The organism is Arthrobacter sp. Br18 (genome assembly GCF_000520555.1).
Lineage (GTDB): Bacteria > Actinomycetota > Actinomycetes > Actinomycetales > Micrococcaceae > Arthrobacter_D.
In genome coordinates this window covers 12,985-29,836 of sequence record NZ_KI914865.1, presented here as the reverse complement: position 1 = coordinate 29,836, position 16,852 = coordinate 12,985, and the positions used below count along the sequence as shown (strand labels likewise).

Here is a 16,852-nt window from a genome sequence, read left to right as displayed (position 1 = left end):
GAGCCGGCCGCGTCGATCGGCTGGAATACCGCGGCGGCGTTGTGCTGGGCTGCCCCGCTTGCCCCGGCGCCTGCCGGTGCGGCGACAGCAACATACATAGCTCCATTCTCCACTGTGTGCCGCGGCTCCTGGTCCAGGAGCCGGTTGTCCACTTAACCCGGACGACGACGGCGTGGCGTGCCGGCGGGCACCAGCCTTGACACATGGCTGAGAGAGGATCCTGGACTCCGGGCGTGCGGCCGGACGCCGACCGGGGTGCTGTCGTGCTGGTTGGCGGCTCCCAGGAACTGCACGACGAAACGGCACGTGTCTGCGCGGCAGCAGGGGTTCCGCTGACCACCACCGACACTGTGCGGCTGGCCCTGGAGCGCCAGCCGACGGTGCTCCTCGTGACGCCCGGAAGTGCGCACGAGCGGGTGCCCGCCGGCACAAGCGTCATCCTGATCGGAGCGGCGGGGGAGGAGGACTTCGTGTGGGCCGCCGCCGCGCGCCACCATGCGGGGCGGGTCGCAATTTTGCCGCAGGGCGCCGGCTGGCTCGCCGAGTATCTCGGCCGACTCCAGGATCCGGCCGGGCCGGGTTCGATCGTCGGTGTCCTCGGCAGTGCCGGGGGAGCCGGTGCGAGCATCCTCAGTTGCTGGCTGGCCGACTGTGCGGGAGCTGGCGGAGTATCCACTGTCCTCATCGACGGGGACCCATCCGGAGGGGGGCTCGACCTGGCTTTCGGCGGGGAGCGGACGCCGGGCGTGCGCTGGGCCGACCTGAGCGAGGTCCGGGGCAGCCTGAACCCGGCCCAACTCGCATCGGCACTGCCGTCCGCCGGGCACTTCTCCTTCCTGTCCCACGGCTCGATGCATCCGGAGCCTGCCCGACCGTCCGCCCCGACCTCCCCACCGTCGTCCACCGTGGCCGTCATCGACGCAGCACGTCAGGTGTTTCCACTGGCGTTCATCGACCTTGGATCCGTCGACCGGGACGCGCTGCTCGGGTTCTGCGATCGGGTCGTTCTCGTGGTGCCGGCCAGACTGAGGGCAGTGTCAGCTGCGATCGCCGCGCAGGCAAGACTGGGCCCGCTCCCCGTCCACCCCGTGGTGAGCGGTCCGCTGTCCCCGGGCTTCGATCCCTACAGCATCGCGGATCTCCTGGACATTGGACATGCCCTGCCCCTGCTGCCGCGCATTCGTGGGGTCGGTGCTGCCGAGGCCTCCGGGCGGGTGCTGGAGATCGGACGGCGGAGGCGCCTACGGGCAGCGTGCAGGACCATCCTTCACGCCATCAGTGAAAACGGAGCATTCCGTGACGACTGACCCCTTCCAGAGTCCCCGGCGGCGGAACCGCAGCAGCCCCCGCCCGGACGCCGGGTTGGACGCCGGTGCACGCGCCCGTCCGTCGATGCAGCCGACCGAGACCTCCACGGCAAGTGCAGGACTCAGCATGGTCAGCGAGGTCCGTACCTCGGTCCTGGCGGGAACCGCCGCCGTCACTGCCGCCGGCCTCGCTGACGCTGTCCGCACCTCCGGACGGCTCCTCGGCTCGGAAGGCACCCTCAACGCTGTGGACCGCATCCGCGCGGAACTTCAGGGACTCGGGCCGCTGCAGCATCTACTGGGGGACGAGAACATCACCGACATCCTGGTGAACGGACCCACCGACACCTGGGTTGATGGCGCCGGAGGCCTGCGACGGGTCCCGCGGCTCTTCGAGCGCGAAAGCGAGGTGCGTGCGCTCGCCGTGCGGCTCATCGCGGCAGGAGGAAGGCGGCTCGACGACGGCAGCCCCTGCGTCGATGTGCGCTTGGGCGGGTATCGCATCCACGCCGTGCTCCCACCGCTGTCCACCGGTGGAACATTGCTGTCCATCAGGATTCGCCGGGCGAAAGTCTTTTCCCTGGCGGACCTCGTGGCCTCCGGCACGGTGCAGCCCGACATGGAGGTGATCCTCCGTGCCATCATCAGGGGGCGCCTGAACTTCCTCATCAGCGGCGCCACGGGAACCGGGAAGACGACGCTCCTTTCAGCACTCCTCGGCATGGCGGGATCCGGTGAACGGCTCGTTCTTGTCGAGGACGCCGCCGAACTGAATCCTCAACACCCCCATACCGTCGGACTGCAGTCACGCCACGGGAACCTCGAGGGAGCAGGCGCGGTGGACCTCGCCGAACTCGTGCGGCACGCGCTGCGGATGCGACCCGACCGCCTGATCGTGGGCGAGTGCCGCGGCGGCGAGGTCCGCGAGCTATTGATGGCAATGAACACCGGGCACGACGGCGCCGGGGGGACGGTCCACGCCAACTCGGCCACGGCGGTTCCGGCACGGCTCACCGCCCTGGGGGCCTTGGCCGGTCTCAGCCCAGCGTCATTGGCGCTGCAGGCGGGAACCGCGCTCGACGTAGTCATTCACCTCCTGAGGGTTCCCGCGGGACGCCGGACCGACCAGATCGCGCTGGTGGACCTGGACCGGGGGCAGCTGAGGGTGCGGCCAGCCCTCAGCTGCAACGACAACGGGTGTGTGAAGGGCGAGGCGTGGGACGCCCTGCAGCAGCGGCTCACCGATGCCGGTCATCCGATATGACCGGCATCGCTGTGGCACTTCTCCTGACCGCTGCGGTCGCAGTGCTTGCACTGCCCCGGAGCGCTCACGTCCGTGGGCAGGAGTGGGCAGGCAGACGCTCCGGACAGGCTTCCGGGCGGGCAGGCCGGGACGGAGGGCTGGGCGCCCGGTTCCGGCCGGTCCTCCGGCACCTTCCGGCCCGAACGCCGGGGATCGGGATGCACGAGTTGCCGCTGTTCGTCCATCAGCTGACAGGGTTGTTGAGAGCGGGAAGATCGCCGCTGCACCTGTGGGAGGACATTGAACGGGTGTACCGGGACGCCGCAGGCTCGGGTTCACCCTTCGCCGCGGGTGCCATGCCCGTCATCCAGTCAGCGCGAAGGAGCGCGGAGCTCGGATTGAGCGTGCCCGACGCCCTGCGGGCCGGTGCCGGCGCTCCTGCAGCACGCCGTTCCGGAAACCCGGACAGGCCGTCCGCGGCGAGGCTGTGGGTCGACCTTGCGGCCTGCTTCGACGTGGCGGAAAGCAGCGGCGCACCACTTGCCTACGTCCTTGAGAGATACGCGGTGCAGCTCGACTCCGAGCTCGACGCTGACGCTGCACGCGAAACCGCCCTGGCCGGGCCCAAGGCCACCGTCACGCTCCTGACGTGGCTCCCGGTTTTCGGACTGGCCCTCGGCTACCTTCTGGGCGTCAACCCGCTGGGAGCTCTGCTCGGATCGCCTCTCGGGGTGGGCGTCCTGATTCTCGGATTGATCCTGATGGTCATCGCGAGAGCATGGTCGAAGCGCCTCCTCAGCGCGGCGCAGAACCCCGGCTGATGGGTACGGGACTTCTTGTTGCGGGTCTCCTGGCCGCGGCATGCCTGCTTTACTCGGTCCCCCACCGCGGGCCCGGAACGCTCGTGCTGCAGCGGTCGGCCCGGGACGATCCTCGGCCTGGTATAGCTGATGCTCCGCTGATGCTCGACCTCACGGGAGCTATCCTGGCCGCGGGGGCGCCGGTTGCCCATGCCCTCGAGATTTTGGCGGCATCATGCGACCCTGTGGTGGCGGCCAGGCTCCGAAGGGTGAAGGACGCGCTCGACCTTGGAGCAGAGTGGGAGAGCGCCTGGGAGACAGCAGGTCCGGGGGCCGCACGGGGGCGCCGGGACTGCGTCGACGACCTGCGTGAAACCCTCCGTTTCGCAGCAGGCACCGGTGCGCCCTCGGCCGCAATCATCCACGCCTGTGCGGCCCAGCTCAGGCGCCGCCGCAACCGCGAGGTCGAGAGGAAGGCCGCGGCGCTCGGGGTGAAACTCGTGGTTCCACTCGGACTGTGCGCACTGCCTTCCTTCGTGTGCCTCGGGGTACTTCCGGTGGTGTGGGCTCTCCTGCCGTCCCTGTGAGCTCTTATCCACTTAGAGGGCAAGCCCCGGGCCGTGGTCCCCCAGGCGCGACAGGATGGGAACAGCACCGGAACACCGGCTGCAGCACTGCCGAACCGCTGCTGGCCGGCGGTCCTACCGGAAGGAAGAACAATGCCACAGAGTGTCAGGAACCCGCGCGGAACCCTTGACCGGCACAGCCACCCAGGGAGTGGGGGCGAACCGGAACCCGCAGCAGGAGCGGCACCCGGGGAAAGCGGCCCGCGGGTCGCGCCGGTGGTGAAGCTTCATCCGCGGCCTCTCCGACCGCCCTCCGGAGCGCCGCTGCCCAGGGAGGCGGGCATGGCGACGGCCGAATACGCGATCGCCACTCTCGCAGCCGTGGGGTTCGCTGCGCTTCTGGTGGCGGTGCTGTCGAGCGGGGAGGTCAGGGGCCTTTTGATGTCCCTCATTGAGTCCGCCCTGAGCTTCGGCTGACATCGATGCGCCAGGGCAGGAAAAGTTCGGACGGCGGAGGCGACCGCGGCGCAGTGACCGCCGAGATCGCTGTGGCGCTTCCCGCCCTGGTGCTCGTTTTCGGGCTCTTCCTTGGAGCGGCAGCGGCGGGAATGACGCAACTGCGCCTCGAGGAAGCAGCGCGCGCCGGTGCGCGCGAAGTTCTGCGGGGCGAGGCCCAGCAGTCCGTCGAAGCGACGGTGCGCCGCCTCGCCGGAGCCGACGCCGCGGTGAGGCTCCATACCGATGCCGGATGGACGTCGATCGAGGTCACCGCCCCTGTCCGCGGGCCGGTGGTCGGTCTTCTCGAGCTCACCCTCTCCGCCACGGCCTCGGGCAGGTCGGAGCATGGTTGACGACGGAAGGATTTCCCTGCCCCTACCGGCTGAAAGCCCCCGCACTCAACGGCAGAAAGTGCGGCATGCCGCCCGGCAGCCGATACCCGGACGCCGCCGGGCGAACCGTGAAGCTGGCGCAGGAACAGTTCTCGTGGCGGGGTTCGGGCTTGCCCTGCTGGTCCTGTGCGCTGCGGCATCACTCCTCGTGCAGGGAGCGGTGTCCGCCTCCCGGGCAGCCACTGCCGCGGATCTGTCCGCGCTCGCAGCCGCGGACGCCGCACGGGGGCTACGCGAGGGAGAACCATGCGAGCTGGCCGTGGAAATGGCGGAGATGCAGGGTGCGCGGCTCGATAGCTGCGCCGTCGACGACGCAGCCGGCGAGACCTACCTGGTGACCGTCACCGTGTCGGCAGGACGGCTGCTGCCGGACGCCACCGGTGCGGCGCGCGCGGGTCCGCCACCGGAGGATGCACAATCCATCAGGCCCCGGGCTAGTCCTCGCTAGTGAGAAGCCGCCGTCGGGCGCTGAGCAGCTCCACCTCGGGCCGCGCCGCGACATACCGCTCCACGCGGTCGAGGACGTCCACCACGTGCTGCCGGTCCGCTCCCACCAGGCCCGCCCCGACAACTGCTCGGCGGTGCAGATCCTGATGATCGACCTCGGCTACGGAGACCTCGAACTTCCGGCGCAGATCCGACACCAGCGGACGTACCACCGAACGCTTGCCCTTCAGCGAATGGACAGCACCGAGCAATACATCGAACTCAACAAAGCCGACCCACATGACTGTCCCTTCTTATCGCCTGGATCCCCTGAATCCCCTGACTACGGCTGAACGGGCAACCCAACCGCTTACCCAACCGGCGCTCGCGGCGCCCCCGCCCGCTCCTGCTCAAGGATCAGCGAGAGCAGCGTCACCGCGCCGGCTTTGCTCAGCGGATTGTTGCGGTTGCCGCACTTCGGGGACTGCACACAGGACGGGCAGCCGTCACTGCACTCGCACGCCTCAATCGCGTCCCGGGTCGCCGTCAGCCAGGTCCGTGCCGCCTCGAAGCCACGCTCCGCGAATCCGGCTCCTCCAGGGTGTCCGTCATAGACGAAAATCGTGGGCAGCCCCGTGTCGGCGTGCAGGGCAGTCGACACTCCGCCGATATCCCAGCGGTCGCTCGAGGCCACCAGCGGCAGCAAGCCGATGGCGGCGTGCTCGGCAGCATGCAGTGCTCCCGGAAGCTCTTCGGCGGTGATGCCCGCATCCTCCAGGAGTTTTACATCAATCTCGAACCAGACGCTCTTGGTGAACAGGTCGCGCGCTCCGAGCTCCAGGGGCTCCTCGCCCAGGATCTCATTCGAGACGAAGGCTTTCCGCTGGAAGGACACCACCTGCGTGGTCACCTTGACGTCGCCGATGTTCGCCAGCACCCCGCCCCACACCGCACTGCGGTTCCGTCCCACGACCTCGATCTGCGTCACGTCCCGTGCCTGCGTGTAGAAGTCGGGATTGGCACGCTTCACGACAGCGAAGTGATCCTCTTCGTTCAGCTCTTCGACCACATACGTGCGCCCCTGATGCACATAGATCGCTCCCCGATGTGCCTGATAGTGGCTCTGCGGCGATCCCATGGTTCCCAGCACGGAACCGGTTCCGGACTCGACGATGTTGATGGGACCCCCACCGTCGGCCCGCAGGCTGACCATCCCGGCAGCGCTCTGTGGGTGCGTCCAGAACCAGCCGGACGGCCGACGCCGGAGGTACCCCTGCTCGCACAGCTGGGTGAGCAGGGCTTCCGAGGAGGTACCGAACAGGTCGAGGTCCGGGTCGGTCAGGGGAAGCTCGGCCGCAGCCGCGCACAGGTGGGGACCGAGGACGTACGGATTGGAAGGATCGAACACCGTCGCTTCAACCGCGACGTCGAACACCGCCTCCGGATGGTGGACCAGGTAGGTGTCGAGCGGATCATCGCTGGCAACGAAAGCGGCGATGGCGTCCTGGCCGGAGCGCCCGGCCCGGCCGATCTGCTGGAGGAGCGACGCCCGAGTGCCCGGCCAGCCGGCGATGAGCACGGCATCCAGGCCCGAGATGTCGATACCCAACTCGAGTGCCGACGTACTGGCTACGCCCAGAAGCTCGCCACTTCGCAATGCCGTCTCCAGGGCGCGGCGTTCCTCCGGCAGGTAACCCGAACGGTACGCCGCAACCCGCTGGGGGAGGCTGGGATGAACCTCCTCGAGCAACCTTCGTGCCGTGGCCGAAATGCTCTCGGCGCCGCGCCGGGACTTGATGAACGCAATGGTGCGAACGTGCGCGGAGACGAGGTTCGCCAGCAGGTCGGAGGTCTCGGCGATGACGGTACGCCGGGACCGTGCGCCGTTCTCCCCCCGGAGTGCGGTGAGCTGCGGTTCCCAGAACGCAACGGTCGTCGAACCGTGGGGAGAGGAGTCCCCGGTGACCGCAGTCGCGGGGGTGCCGATGAGTTTGCTGAAGGACGCCGACGGGTCGGCGGAGGTGGCAGACGCACCGATGAAGACGGGAGAGGCGCCGTAGCTCGCGCAGATCCGCCGGAGGCGCCGCATCAGGTTCGCCACGTGCGAGCCGAAGACGCCCCGGTAACTATGCGCTTCATCGATGATGACGTACTTCAGGCGCCGGAAGAACCTCGCCCACCACGCGTGGTTGGGAAGGATGCCGTAGTGGAGCATGTCAGGGTTGGCGAGCACGAGGTTCGCGTGGTCGCGGATCCATCGGCGCGCGCCGGCGTCGGTGTCGCCGTCGTAGGTTTCGGCCCTCACCGTCGGGAGCTTCAGCGCGCGAACGGCGGCCAGCTGATCAGCGGCCAGGGCTTTGGTCGGCGCAAGGTACAGCGCCACCGCGCCGGTCGGTGCCAGGGTTGCCCGGGACTCCAGTTCGCTGCGGTGAATCGCGTCGAGCACGGGAAGCTGATAGCACAGCGATTTCCCGGACGCGGTGCCCGTGGCAACAATTGTGTGCGCGCCGTCGTGCGCGGCGTTCGCTCCGACCACCTGGTGGCGCCACGGCTCCTGGACGCCGCGGGCGCCGAAAGCGGCCACGACGTCGGGGTGTGCCCAGGCGGGCCACGGTTCGTGAACAGCCGCCCGAGCCGGGATCTCGCGGACATGCAACAGCTGTTCCGGAGCCGGCCCCGCGCCCAGCAGGCCTATCAGCGAACTCTGCAGTACCACGCCGTCATTGTGTCACCCGGTCTGCCCGTTGCCGGCAGGATCGGGTGCTTATCCTCTGATGACGAACACGTCGGTGAGGTGCTTCCAGCCGAGGAACTCGTACAGCGCTCGGCCTTCCGCGGACGTGATGAGAAGTCCCGTGCTGACGTCGTCCTCCAGCACTCCGGAGATCAGGGCCCGCATCACGAAGGTCGCGAGTCCCCGCCGACGGAACTCATCAGCTGTCACGATGCGGTCGAAAACGGCATAGTCACCGACGACGGCCGCCGAACCGTGTGCCACATGCTGCCCCTCGTACGCCACGCTCACCCGCCGGCACCCGGCATCGCTGTGGCGCTCGAACGAGTAACCGTCGTCAGGGAGCCGCGGATCCTCGACGTCCTGATCCTGCATGTCGGCGCTCATCAGGGACTGCCGCCGGTCGGTGATCCGCATCCCCAGCGGGTCGACGGCGCTTATGAGCTCCTGCAGCCGGCTGGTAACAACCGTCAGGACCCTCGTCGGATCGGCCTTCGTGTCCTCGGCAACCTGCAGGAACACCTCGGTGGACGGCTCGTAGAGGAAATGCCCGGTCTTGTTGTCATGGTCGGTCAGGAGAACCGACATCGTGGAACCATCGACCCGAGGCTGGTAGCCGCGGCAGGCAGACCAGCCGGCAAGCCACGTGGAAAAAAGTTGACTGCTCGCTTCTGCACCCATGGATGAACGATAGTGTGCCCGGCCGCTGAAAAACATACCCGGAGCCGGAGGAACGATTTTGATGCGCAAAGTACCCTTTAATGCGTGTCAATGAACCGTATCGTCCTCTATTACGCCTTCACCCCGCTCGCGGATCCGGAAGCCGTCAAGCTCTGGCAGAAGACCCTGTGCGAGGGGCTCGGACTCCGGGGCCGCATCCTTGTCTCCAAGGACGGCATCAACGGCACGGTGGGCGGCGAGCTCGGCGCAGTCAAGCAGTACCTCAAGGCCACCCGGCGGTATCCGGCGTTCAGGACGATGGATATGAAACTCTCCGAGGGCGGTGCGGAGGACTTTCCGCGCCTCAGCGTCAAGGTACGCGATGAGATCGTCTCCTTCGGCGCCCCCGGTGAATTGCAGGTCGACGCCGACGGCGTGGTGGGCGGCGGCGTGCACCTCCAGCCGGAGGAACTGCACGCGCTGGTCGAGGCAAAGCGGAGCACGGGCCAGGACGTGGTCTTCTTCGACGGGCGCAACGCATTCGAGGCGCAGATCGGGCGCTTTCAGGACGCAGTGGTGCCCGACGTGTCCACGACACACGACTTCGTTGCCGAACTCGACTCCGGCAAGTACGACGATCTGAAGGACAAGCCCGTGGTCACCTACTGCACCGGCGGCATCCGCTGCGAGGTGCTCTCGAGCCTCATGGTCAACCGCGGATTCACCGAGGTCTACCAGCTTCAGGGCGGCATTGTGCGCTACGGCGAAACCTACGGCGACCAGGGCCTGTGGGAGGGCTCCCTCTACGTCTTCGACAAGCGCATGCACCTTGAATTCAGTGACGACGCGGCGACGATCGGCAAGTGCGTCCGCTGCCAGGCGCCCACCAGCAAGTTCGAGAACTGCTCCAACCAGCAGTGCCGCAACCTCACCCTCTACTGCACCGACTGCGCTGCCAGCCCCGTGACGCTGCGCTGCCCGCAGGGCTGCGAGAGCGACGAAGCCGAGGCAACCGCTGCCGGTGCGGCGTGAGCGCTCAGCCGGAAGCAGGGCCCACGTTCGACGACGACGTCCCCACCGCCCCCGCCGGCCGGGACCCGAAGCTGCTCGCAGCGCTCGCGGCCGACCTCGCCGCCGCGGAGTACACCGTCGACGGCGTCGACGCACTGCTCGGGCTCGATGCCTCCGCGGCACTGGGCCGAGGACACCCGGTATCCGCACTCCTGCGGTGCCGCTCCGAGCTGGAGGCGGGTCGTGCGCCGCAGGCACCCGTTGTTGCTGTGCTGCTGTGGCTGCTGGGCCAGGAACTCACCGAGGACCAGCTGGGTTCCGCCTTCCCCATCCTGACGGTTTCCGGGCTCACCGACCTGCGCCTGATCGAGCGGGCCGGGACGGGTTGGCGCGCCGCCGTCGAACTCCGCCCGTACGCGTCCGACGTCAGCGGGAACCTCTGGGTGGCCAGCGACGTGGGTGCGGCGCACCGGCAGGGCGCGCTTCCCTCCGACCATGTGCTGGGAATCGGCGGCGCATCACTCACGCTCGCCCAGTCGATCATCCGGGATCCCGTCGACACGGCGCTCGACCTCGGCACGGGCTGCGGCATCCAGGTGTTCCACCTGCTGTCCCACGCGCGCCACGTCACCGCCACCGACATCTCGGAGCATGCGCTCGCTTTCGCCCGGTTCAACCTGCTGCTCAACGCGGACGCCCTGGCCATCGATCCCGCGCACCTGGAGGGCCGCGTGTCCCTCCGGCTCGGCAGCATGCTGGAACCCGTTGCGGACGAGGTTTTCGACCTCGTGGTGTCGAACCCGCCCTTCGTCATCACGCCGCGGCGTAACGGCGGGGGCCGGTACACGTACCGCGACGGCGGGCTGGCCGGGGACGACGTCGTATCCTCCCTCATCCGGGCGCTGCCGGGCATCCTAAAACCGGGGGGCACAGCCCAGCTGCTCGGCAACTGGGAGGTGACGTCGGGCGAGCACTGGGACGGCAGGCTCAGCGGCTGGTTCCCGGACGACGTCGACGCCTGGGTGATCCAGCGCGAGCAGCTCTCCCCAGTGCAGTACGCCGAAACCTGGCTGCGGGACGCCGCCGAGGACCGCGAGCCGGAGTCCTATCTGGAGCGTTACCGGGAGTACCTCACGGATTTCGGCTCCCGCAGTGTCGAAGGGATCGGTTTCGGGATGGTGTGGCTCCGCCGGCCGGCGGTCGGCCGCCCGCGCACCGTCCACCGGTTCGAGGAGGTGACCCATGAGGTGGAGCAGCCGCTCGGCCCGAACCTGGGCGCCGCGGTCGAGCGCTGGGACTGGACGGCGGCGCTGGGTGGCACGAGCGGCGCGGGCCTTGGAGCCCGGTACCTTCTCGTGGCCGACGACGTGACCGAGGAGCGGCACCAGCGCCCGGGTGCCGAGCATCCCGGAGTGATCCTCCTGCGCCAGGGCGGGGGCCTCCGCCGCACTACGCTCCTGAGCACCGAACTGGCAGGTTTCGTCTCGGCCTGTGACGGCGAGCTGACCGCCGGCCAGATCGCCGGAGCGGTCGGAGCGCTGCTGCAGCGCTCCGAGGACGGATTCGTTCCGAGCCTGCTCGCGGGGGTGGAGCAACTGGTGATCGAGGGATTCCTGATTCCGGCGCCCTAACCAAAGCGGCTACCCTAGTGCAGGTACGCATGACGCATACTGGTGAGGCCCCAGCTGCGGTACTCCGTCCGGAGACCGTCGAAGCGCTGGGGCACTCCACCCGTACCTAGGAGAGAAGTGCCCACTAAGGCCACGGATAAGAAGCACGGCAAGAAACTCGTCATCGTTGAGTCCCCGAGCAAGATCAAGAGCATCTCGGGCTATCTCGGCGAGGGTTTCCAGGTTGCGGCTTCCATGGGACATATCCGGGATCTCCCGCAGCCCTCGGACCTCCCCGCCGAGCTGAAGAAATCCTCTGTCGGCAAGTTCGCCGTCGATATCGAGCATGACTTCGAGCCGTACTACGTGGTGTCCCCGGAGAAGCGGAAGACCGTCGCCGAGCTCAAGTCGGCACTGAAAGGTGCGGACGAGCTCTACCTCGCAACGGATAATGACCGCGAGGGTGAAGCCATCGCCTGGCACCTCCTGCAGGTCCTCAAGCCCAAGGTTCCCGTCTTCCGGCTCACGTTCGGGGAGATCACCAAGGAGGCCGTGACCCGGGCCATGGGGGAACTGCGCGACGTCGACATCCCCATGGTCGACGCACAGGAGACCCGCCGCATCCTGGACCGCCTCTACGGCTACGAGATCTCCCCCGTTCTCTGGCGCAAGGTGGCCCGCGGACTGTCCGCAGGCCGGGTGCAGTCGGTGGCGACCCGCCTTGTCGTCGAGCGTGAGCGGGAGCGCATGGCGTTCCGGTCGGCGTCGTACTGGGACCTGACGGGCACGTTCGCTCCCGTTGACGAGTCGAAGGGTTCGGCCTTTCCGGCGAAGCTGGTCGCCGTCGACGGCAGCCGCATCGCCACGGGCAAGGACTTCACCGACCGCGGCGGGTTGAAGGTGGCGGGAACGGCACGGCTGGACGAGGAATCCGCCCGTTCCCTCGCGGCGGGGCTCGAGACTGCGCCCTTTGCCATCCGTTCCGTCGAGACGAAGCCGTACACCCGCCGTCCGGCGGCCCCGTTCACGACGTCGACCCTGCAGCAGGAAGCGGCCCGCAAGCTGCGCTTCTCCTCGAAGGTCACCATGCAGGTGGCACAGCGGCTGTATGAGAACGGCTACATCACGTACATGCGTACCGACTCCTCGGCGCTGTCGGACCAGGCCGTCAATGCAGCGCGTCGGCAGGCGTCGGCACTGTACGGGCCCGAGTACGTGCCCGGGGCGCCCCGCGTCTACAAGGGCAAGGCCAAGAACGCGCAGGAAGCGCACGAAGCCATCCGCCCGGCCGGCGACTCCTTCCGCACCCCGGCCCAGGTTGCGCAGTCCCTGCGCGGCGATGAGTTCAGGCTCTACGAGCTGATCTGGAAGCGCACCGTGGCGTCCCAGATGGCCGACGCGAAGGGGTCGACGGCTTCGCTGCGCCTCGGCGCGCAGAGCACCGACGGCCGCGACGCCGAGTTCGCCGCTTCCGGCACCGTCATCACGTTCCGCGGCTTCCTCGCCGCCTACGAGGAGGGGCGCGACGCCGACCGCGACCAGGACACCGACACCGACGGCGACGCCGGCCAGGGCACCCGCCTTCCGAATGTCGCCAAGGACGACCCGCTGGGCGCAACCTCCATCGAGGCCATCGGCCACGAGACATCACCGCCCCCGCGCTACACCGAGGCCTCCCTGGTGAAGGTCCTGGACGAACGCGGGATCGGCCGCCCCTCGACCTACGCGGCGACGATGTCCACGATCATGGACCGCGGATACGTCCGCTCGCGCGGTCAGGCGCTCGTGCCCAGCTGGATCGCGTTCTCGGTCATCCGGCTGCTCGAGGAGCACTTCCGCGACTACGTCGACTACGATTTCACCGCCGAGCTCGAGGAGGACCTTGACCGCATTTCCCGCGGCGAGGCCAAGCGCGTCGAATGGCTCACCTCCTTCTACTACGGCGACCGGAAGGAAACCGGCCTCCACACCATCGTCAATGACCTCGGGGAGATCGACGCGCGGCGCATCAACTCGATCGAAATCGCCGACGGCATCACGCTGCGCGTGGGCAAGTTCGGTCCCTACCTTGAGAAGCCCCTGCCCGATGACGCTCCGGAGGGCACCGAGCCGCAGCGCGCCAACGTTCCCGAGGACCTCGCCCCTGACGAGTTGACCGCCGAGAAGGCGATCGAACTGATGGAAACCCCGGTGTCGCAGGAGCGCGTGCTGGGGAACGACCCCGAAACGGGGCGTGCGATCGTGGCACGGGAGGGACGCTACGGGCCCTACGTGATCGAGCTCATCCCGGAGCCCAGTGCCGAGGACCTCGCCAACCAGCCTGTCGAGTACTACAAGAACGGCAAGCCCAAGCCGCCGAAGAAGCCGGTGAAGGTCAAGCCGCGCACCGGATCCCTGTTCAAGACCATGTCGGTGGACACCGTCACCCTCGAGGAGGCGCTGAAGCTGATGAACCTCCCACGGGTGCTCGGCGAGGACGCCGAGGCCAAGGAAATCACGGTGCAGAACGGCCGGTTCGGGCCCTACCTGAAAAAGGGCAGCGATTCCCGGTCGATCGGATCCGAGGAGGAGATTTTCACGATCACCCTCGGGCAGGCGCTGGAGATCTATGCCCAGCCGAAGCAGCGCGGCGGCAGGGCCGTCACGCCGCCCCTTGCGGAATTCGGGGATGACCCGGAGACCGAAAAACCGATCGTGGTCAAGGACGGGCGGTTCGGTGCGTACATCACCGACGGCGTCACCAACATCACGGTGCCCGGTTCGATGGCCATCGAGGAACTGACGCGGGAACAGGCCATCGACATGCTGGCCGAGAAGCGCGCGAAGGGCCCGGCCCCCAAGAAGACCACCCGGCGTGCCCCTGCGAAGCGCAAGGTGCCCGCCGGCAAGTAGGCGTACTCTCGAATTCTCGAGGGGAAATATTTCGAATGAGTGGTTGGAAGGTGCCCGAAACATGCGGCTAGGCGTGCTCGATATCGGTTCGAACACCGTGCATCTGCTTCTGGTGGATGCCCACCCCGGGGCGCGGCCGGTTCCCTTCGCGTCCCACAAAAGGCCGCTGCAACTCGTCGCGCACCTTGATGCTCGGGGCAGCATCACGGACCGCGGACAGGATGAATTGGTGGGCTTCGTGCGCGAGGCCCGCGCGTTCGCGCGGCAGCACGACGCCGAGGACTTCCTCGCGTTCTGCACCTCCGCCATCCGCGAGGCCGCCAACGGGGCAGCAGTGCTGGCGCGGGTGCAGACGGAGGCCGGCGTGGACCTCCAGGAGCTGTCCGGGGACCAGGAGGCCTCGGTCACCTTCCAGGCGGTGCGGCGCTGGTACGGCTGGGGGGCGGGGTCCATCCTGAACCTGGATATCGGCGGCGGCTCGTTCGAAATGGCGATGGGCACCGATGAGCTCCCCCAGCTCGCCCTCTCGGTGCCACTGGGTGCCGGGCGGCTGACGCGGAACTGGCTTCCGGAGGATCCTCCGTCGGCCAAGAGCGTCAAGGAGGTCCGCAAGTACATCCGGGCCACCCTCAAGGACGCGGTCCGGCAGTTCGAGCCGCTCGGGCGTCCGGACCTGGTGGCAGGAAGCTCGAAGACCTTCCGGGCACTCGCCCGCATCGCAGGAGCCGAACCCTCGGCTGCGGGGCCTTTCGTACGGCGCGAACTCCGCCTGGAGGATCTGAAACTGTGGACCAAGCGTCTCGCCGCCATGCCGGCCAGGGACCGCGCCAACCTCGACGGGGTATCCGACATGCGGGCGTCCCAGGTACTCGCCGGTGCGCTGGTGGCAGAGGCGGCCCTTGAACTGTTCGATGTGCCGTCGATGGACATCTGCCCCTGGGCGCTGCGAGAGGGTCTCCTGCTGCGTCGCTTCGACTCGAAGATGTTCGAGGCCGAGCATCCCCTTCCTGGCGCCGGCGTAGGCCATGAACAGCTGGACTCCCGGGCCCGGAGCGCTCTGAAGGGCAGCGGCTGACATGGCGGTCGGGCCCGGCACAGCGGCTATCCCCGTGGCGTTGTCGAGTGCGTCGGTGTACCCCCTCGCCGTGCACGATGCTTTCGCCCTCGCGCAGGACCTCGGGTACGACGGCGTCGAGGTGATGGTGACGAACAACCACGTCAGTCAGAGCCCGGAGATGCTCCATGTCCTGAGCGAGCGGTACGAGCAGCCCATCGTCGCCATCCACGCACCCACCCTGCTGCTCACGCAGCATGTATGGGGCAAAGCCTGGACGAAGATCGAGATGTCGGCGGCCATGGCGGCTGAGGTGGGTGCCGGTACCGTGGTGACCCACCCGCCGTTCCGTTGGCAGACGGGCTACGCCGAGGAGTTCGCGGAGGGGATTCAGCGGGTCTCGGCCGAATACGGTGTGGAGATCGCCGTCGAGAACATGTACCCGTGGAAGGTCCGTGGCCGCGAGGCCAAAGCCTACCTGCCGCACTGGAACCCTGTTCCGGAGCCTTACGACGCCGTCACCTGGGACTTTTCCCACGCGGCCATCGCGGGAATGGACTCCTACGAGGAGATGCGCGGACTCGGCAGCAGGCTTGCCCATGTGCACCTCACTGACGGAACCCCGAACGGCAGGGATGAACATCTCCTGCCGGGGCAGGGGCAGCAGCGCTGCGCGGAGGCCCTGGCGTTCCTCGCGGCGTCGGAATGGAAGGGCGTGGTGGCGGTCGAGGTCAGCACCCGCAAGGCACGTGCGGCAGGGGAGCGGGAGCAGTGGCTCGCGGACACCCTCGCCTTCGCTCGGGGGCACCTGAACCACTGAGGCCTGCGGCGCGGGGATATGGCGCCAGGGATGCAGTATTGAGGGTCGGCGGCGACACGCGGTTAAACGGGAATGGCGTCGGAGGCTTCCAGGTGTTGGGGGAATCACCTGTCACCGCCGACGCCGGACCGGATCAGGAAAATCCGGTCCTCATCACTCGCACCTTTATGAGGTAGTTACGACACTACGTTCCTGACTTGTGATGCAACAGGACAAACGCTGGGAGAATGCTGGGAAGGCCACGTGACAGGATGGGCATATGACGAATTCGCCCCAGCACGTTACTTTCCTCGGGTGCGGCTCCATGAACGAGGCGATCCTCGGCGGGCTGCTCGCGGCCGGACTGGACAGATCCTCGGTCACGGCGACCGTCCGCCGGGCGGACCGGGCGGCAGAGCTGCGGGAGCGCCACGGAATCACCGTGCTCGCCACAGCCGGGGACGGGCAAGCCAACAGGGCAGCGGTGGCTGAGGCCGACGTCGTCGTGATCGGCGTGAAACCGGTGGGTGTGGTGGCCATGGCGGCTGAGATCGCCCCGGCGCTCAAGCCCTCCGCGCTGGTGATCAGCGTGGCAGCTGCCGTGCCGATCGACCTGATCGAGGATGCACTGAACAGCGGACAGCCGGTCATTCGTTCCATGCCCAACACGCCCTCACGCCTGGGCAGGGGCGTGCTCTCGATCTCGGCCGGAACCCATGCCCGCCCCGAACTGATGGACCGCGCCCGAGAACTTCTCGGTACAGCCGGAACGGTGGTGGAGGTTCCCGAGCAGCAGATCGACGCCGTGTCGGCAGTCAGCGGCTCGGGGCCCGCCTACGCGTTCTACCTCGCCGAGGCCA

At 68.0% G+C, this 16,852-nt stretch carries 16 protein-coding genes; 13 read left to right on the top strand and 3 right to left on the bottom strand.

Translation table 11 applies throughout. The features are described from left to right. Positions 1 to 203: 203 nt before the first annotated feature. The 7 genes from ssd (at position 204) to Y704_RS20375 (ending at position 5,254) form a co-directional block, all read left to right on the top strand. Positions 204 to 1,307: a septum site-determining protein Ssd gene (ssd, locus tag Y704_RS20380; protein WP_081747547.1), complete on the top strand. Its 1,104-nt coding sequence runs from the start codon at positions 204 to 206 to the stop codon at positions 1,305 to 1,307. A gap of 127 nt (positions 1,308 to 1,434) precedes the next feature. After that, positions 1,435 to 2,571, top strand: coding sequence for a TadA family conjugal transfer-associated ATPase (locus Y704_RS0110110; protein ID WP_035772321.1), 1,137 nt, complete (start codon positions 1,435 to 1,437; stop codon positions 2,569 to 2,571). After that, positions 2,568 to 3,371 carry a type II secretion system F family protein gene (locus Y704_RS25565; protein WP_026550034.1) on the top strand — a complete coding sequence of 268 codons (804 nt, stop codon included), beginning with the start codon at positions 2,568 to 2,570 and terminating at the stop codon, positions 3,369 to 3,371. The genes Y704_RS0110110 and Y704_RS25565 overlap by 4 nt, the downstream gene beginning before the upstream one ends. Further along, on the top strand, positions 3,371 to 3,937 hold the full coding sequence (locus Y704_RS0110100; protein WP_035772308.1) for a type II secretion system F family protein: 567 nt from the start codon (positions 3,371 to 3,373) through the stop codon (positions 3,935 to 3,937). The genes Y704_RS25565 and Y704_RS0110100 overlap by 1 nt, the downstream gene beginning before the upstream one ends. A 132-nt stretch (positions 3,938 to 4,069) precedes the next feature. After that, on the top strand, positions 4,070 to 4,393 hold the full coding sequence (locus Y704_RS25660) for a DUF4244 domain-containing protein (RefSeq protein WP_343212836.1): 324 nt from the start codon (positions 4,070 to 4,072) through the stop codon (positions 4,391 to 4,393). A 53-nt stretch (positions 4,394 to 4,446) separates the two neighbouring features. Then, entirely contained in the window at positions 4,447 to 4,767 is a 321-nt protein-coding gene (locus Y704_RS0110090; RefSeq protein WP_253904286.1) for a TadE family type IV pilus minor pilin, read from the top strand. Next, positions 4,760 to 5,254, top strand: coding sequence for an Rv3654c family TadE-like protein (locus Y704_RS20375; RefSeq protein ID WP_081747545.1), 495 nt, complete (start codon positions 4,760 to 4,762; stop codon positions 5,252 to 5,254). The genes Y704_RS0110090 and Y704_RS20375 overlap by 8 nt, the downstream gene beginning before the upstream one ends. Here Y704_RS20375 and Y704_RS0110080 read toward each other — a convergent pair. The 3 genes from Y704_RS0110080 to Y704_RS0110070 form a co-directional block, all read right to left on the bottom strand. Further along, complete coding sequence (locus Y704_RS0110080; protein WP_026550031.1) at positions 5,241 to 5,534, bottom strand: DUF503 domain-containing protein; 294 nt, start codon at positions 5,532 to 5,534, stop codon at positions 5,241 to 5,243. The two genes, Y704_RS20375 and Y704_RS0110080, sit on opposite strands and share 14 nt — an antisense overlap. A 68-nt stretch (positions 5,535 to 5,602) precedes the next feature. Next, the gene (locus Y704_RS0110075) at positions 5,603 to 7,948 is read right to left on the bottom strand and encodes a DEAD/DEAH box helicase (RefSeq protein WP_026550030.1); all 2,346 of its coding nucleotides are present in this window, start codon (positions 7,946 to 7,948) and stop codon (positions 5,603 to 5,605) included. 48 nt (positions 7,949 to 7,996) lie between these two features. Continuing rightward, a complete protein-coding gene (locus Y704_RS0110070; protein ID WP_026550029.1) occupies positions 7,997 to 8,647 on the bottom strand; it encodes a GNAT family N-acetyltransferase in 651 nt (216 codons plus the stop codon). Positions 8,648 to 8,731: 84 nt separating this feature from the next. Between Y704_RS0110070 and Y704_RS20370 the strand changes: the two genes are divergently transcribed. The 6 genes from Y704_RS20370 to Y704_RS20355 all read left to right on the top strand — a co-directional run. After that, positions 8,732 to 9,658, top strand: coding sequence for an oxygen-dependent tRNA uridine(34) hydroxylase TrhO (locus Y704_RS20370; protein ID WP_051476903.1), 927 nt, complete (start codon positions 8,732 to 8,734; stop codon positions 9,656 to 9,658). Beyond that, positions 9,655 to 11,268, top strand: a complete 1,614-nt coding sequence (locus Y704_RS20365; protein WP_035772306.1) for a DUF7059 domain-containing protein — start codon at positions 9,655 to 9,657, stop codon at positions 11,266 to 11,268. Before Y704_RS20370 ends, Y704_RS20365 begins: the two co-directional genes overlap by 4 nt. A gap of 117 nt (positions 11,269 to 11,385) precedes the next feature. Next, positions 11,386 to 14,139, top strand: a complete 2,754-nt coding sequence (gene topA / locus Y704_RS0110055) for a type I DNA topoisomerase (RefSeq protein ID WP_026550028.1) — start codon at positions 11,386 to 11,388, stop codon at positions 14,137 to 14,139. Between the two features lie 61 nt (positions 14,140 to 14,200). After that, positions 14,201 to 15,214 (top strand): Ppx/GppA phosphatase family protein, encoded by a 1,014-nt coding sequence (locus Y704_RS20360; protein WP_035772305.1) that lies wholly within the window; start codon positions 14,201 to 14,203, stop codon positions 15,212 to 15,214. Position 15,215: 1 nt separating this feature from the next. Beyond that, entirely contained in the window at positions 15,216 to 16,013 is a 798-nt protein-coding gene (locus Y704_RS0110045) for a sugar phosphate isomerase/epimerase family protein (RefSeq protein WP_026550027.1), read from the top strand. A gap of 259 nt (positions 16,014 to 16,272) precedes the next feature. Continuing rightward, positions 16,273 to 16,852: pyrroline-5-carboxylate reductase family protein (locus tag Y704_RS20355; protein WP_035772304.1), on the top strand; the 580-nt coding region annotated here is incomplete at its 3' end.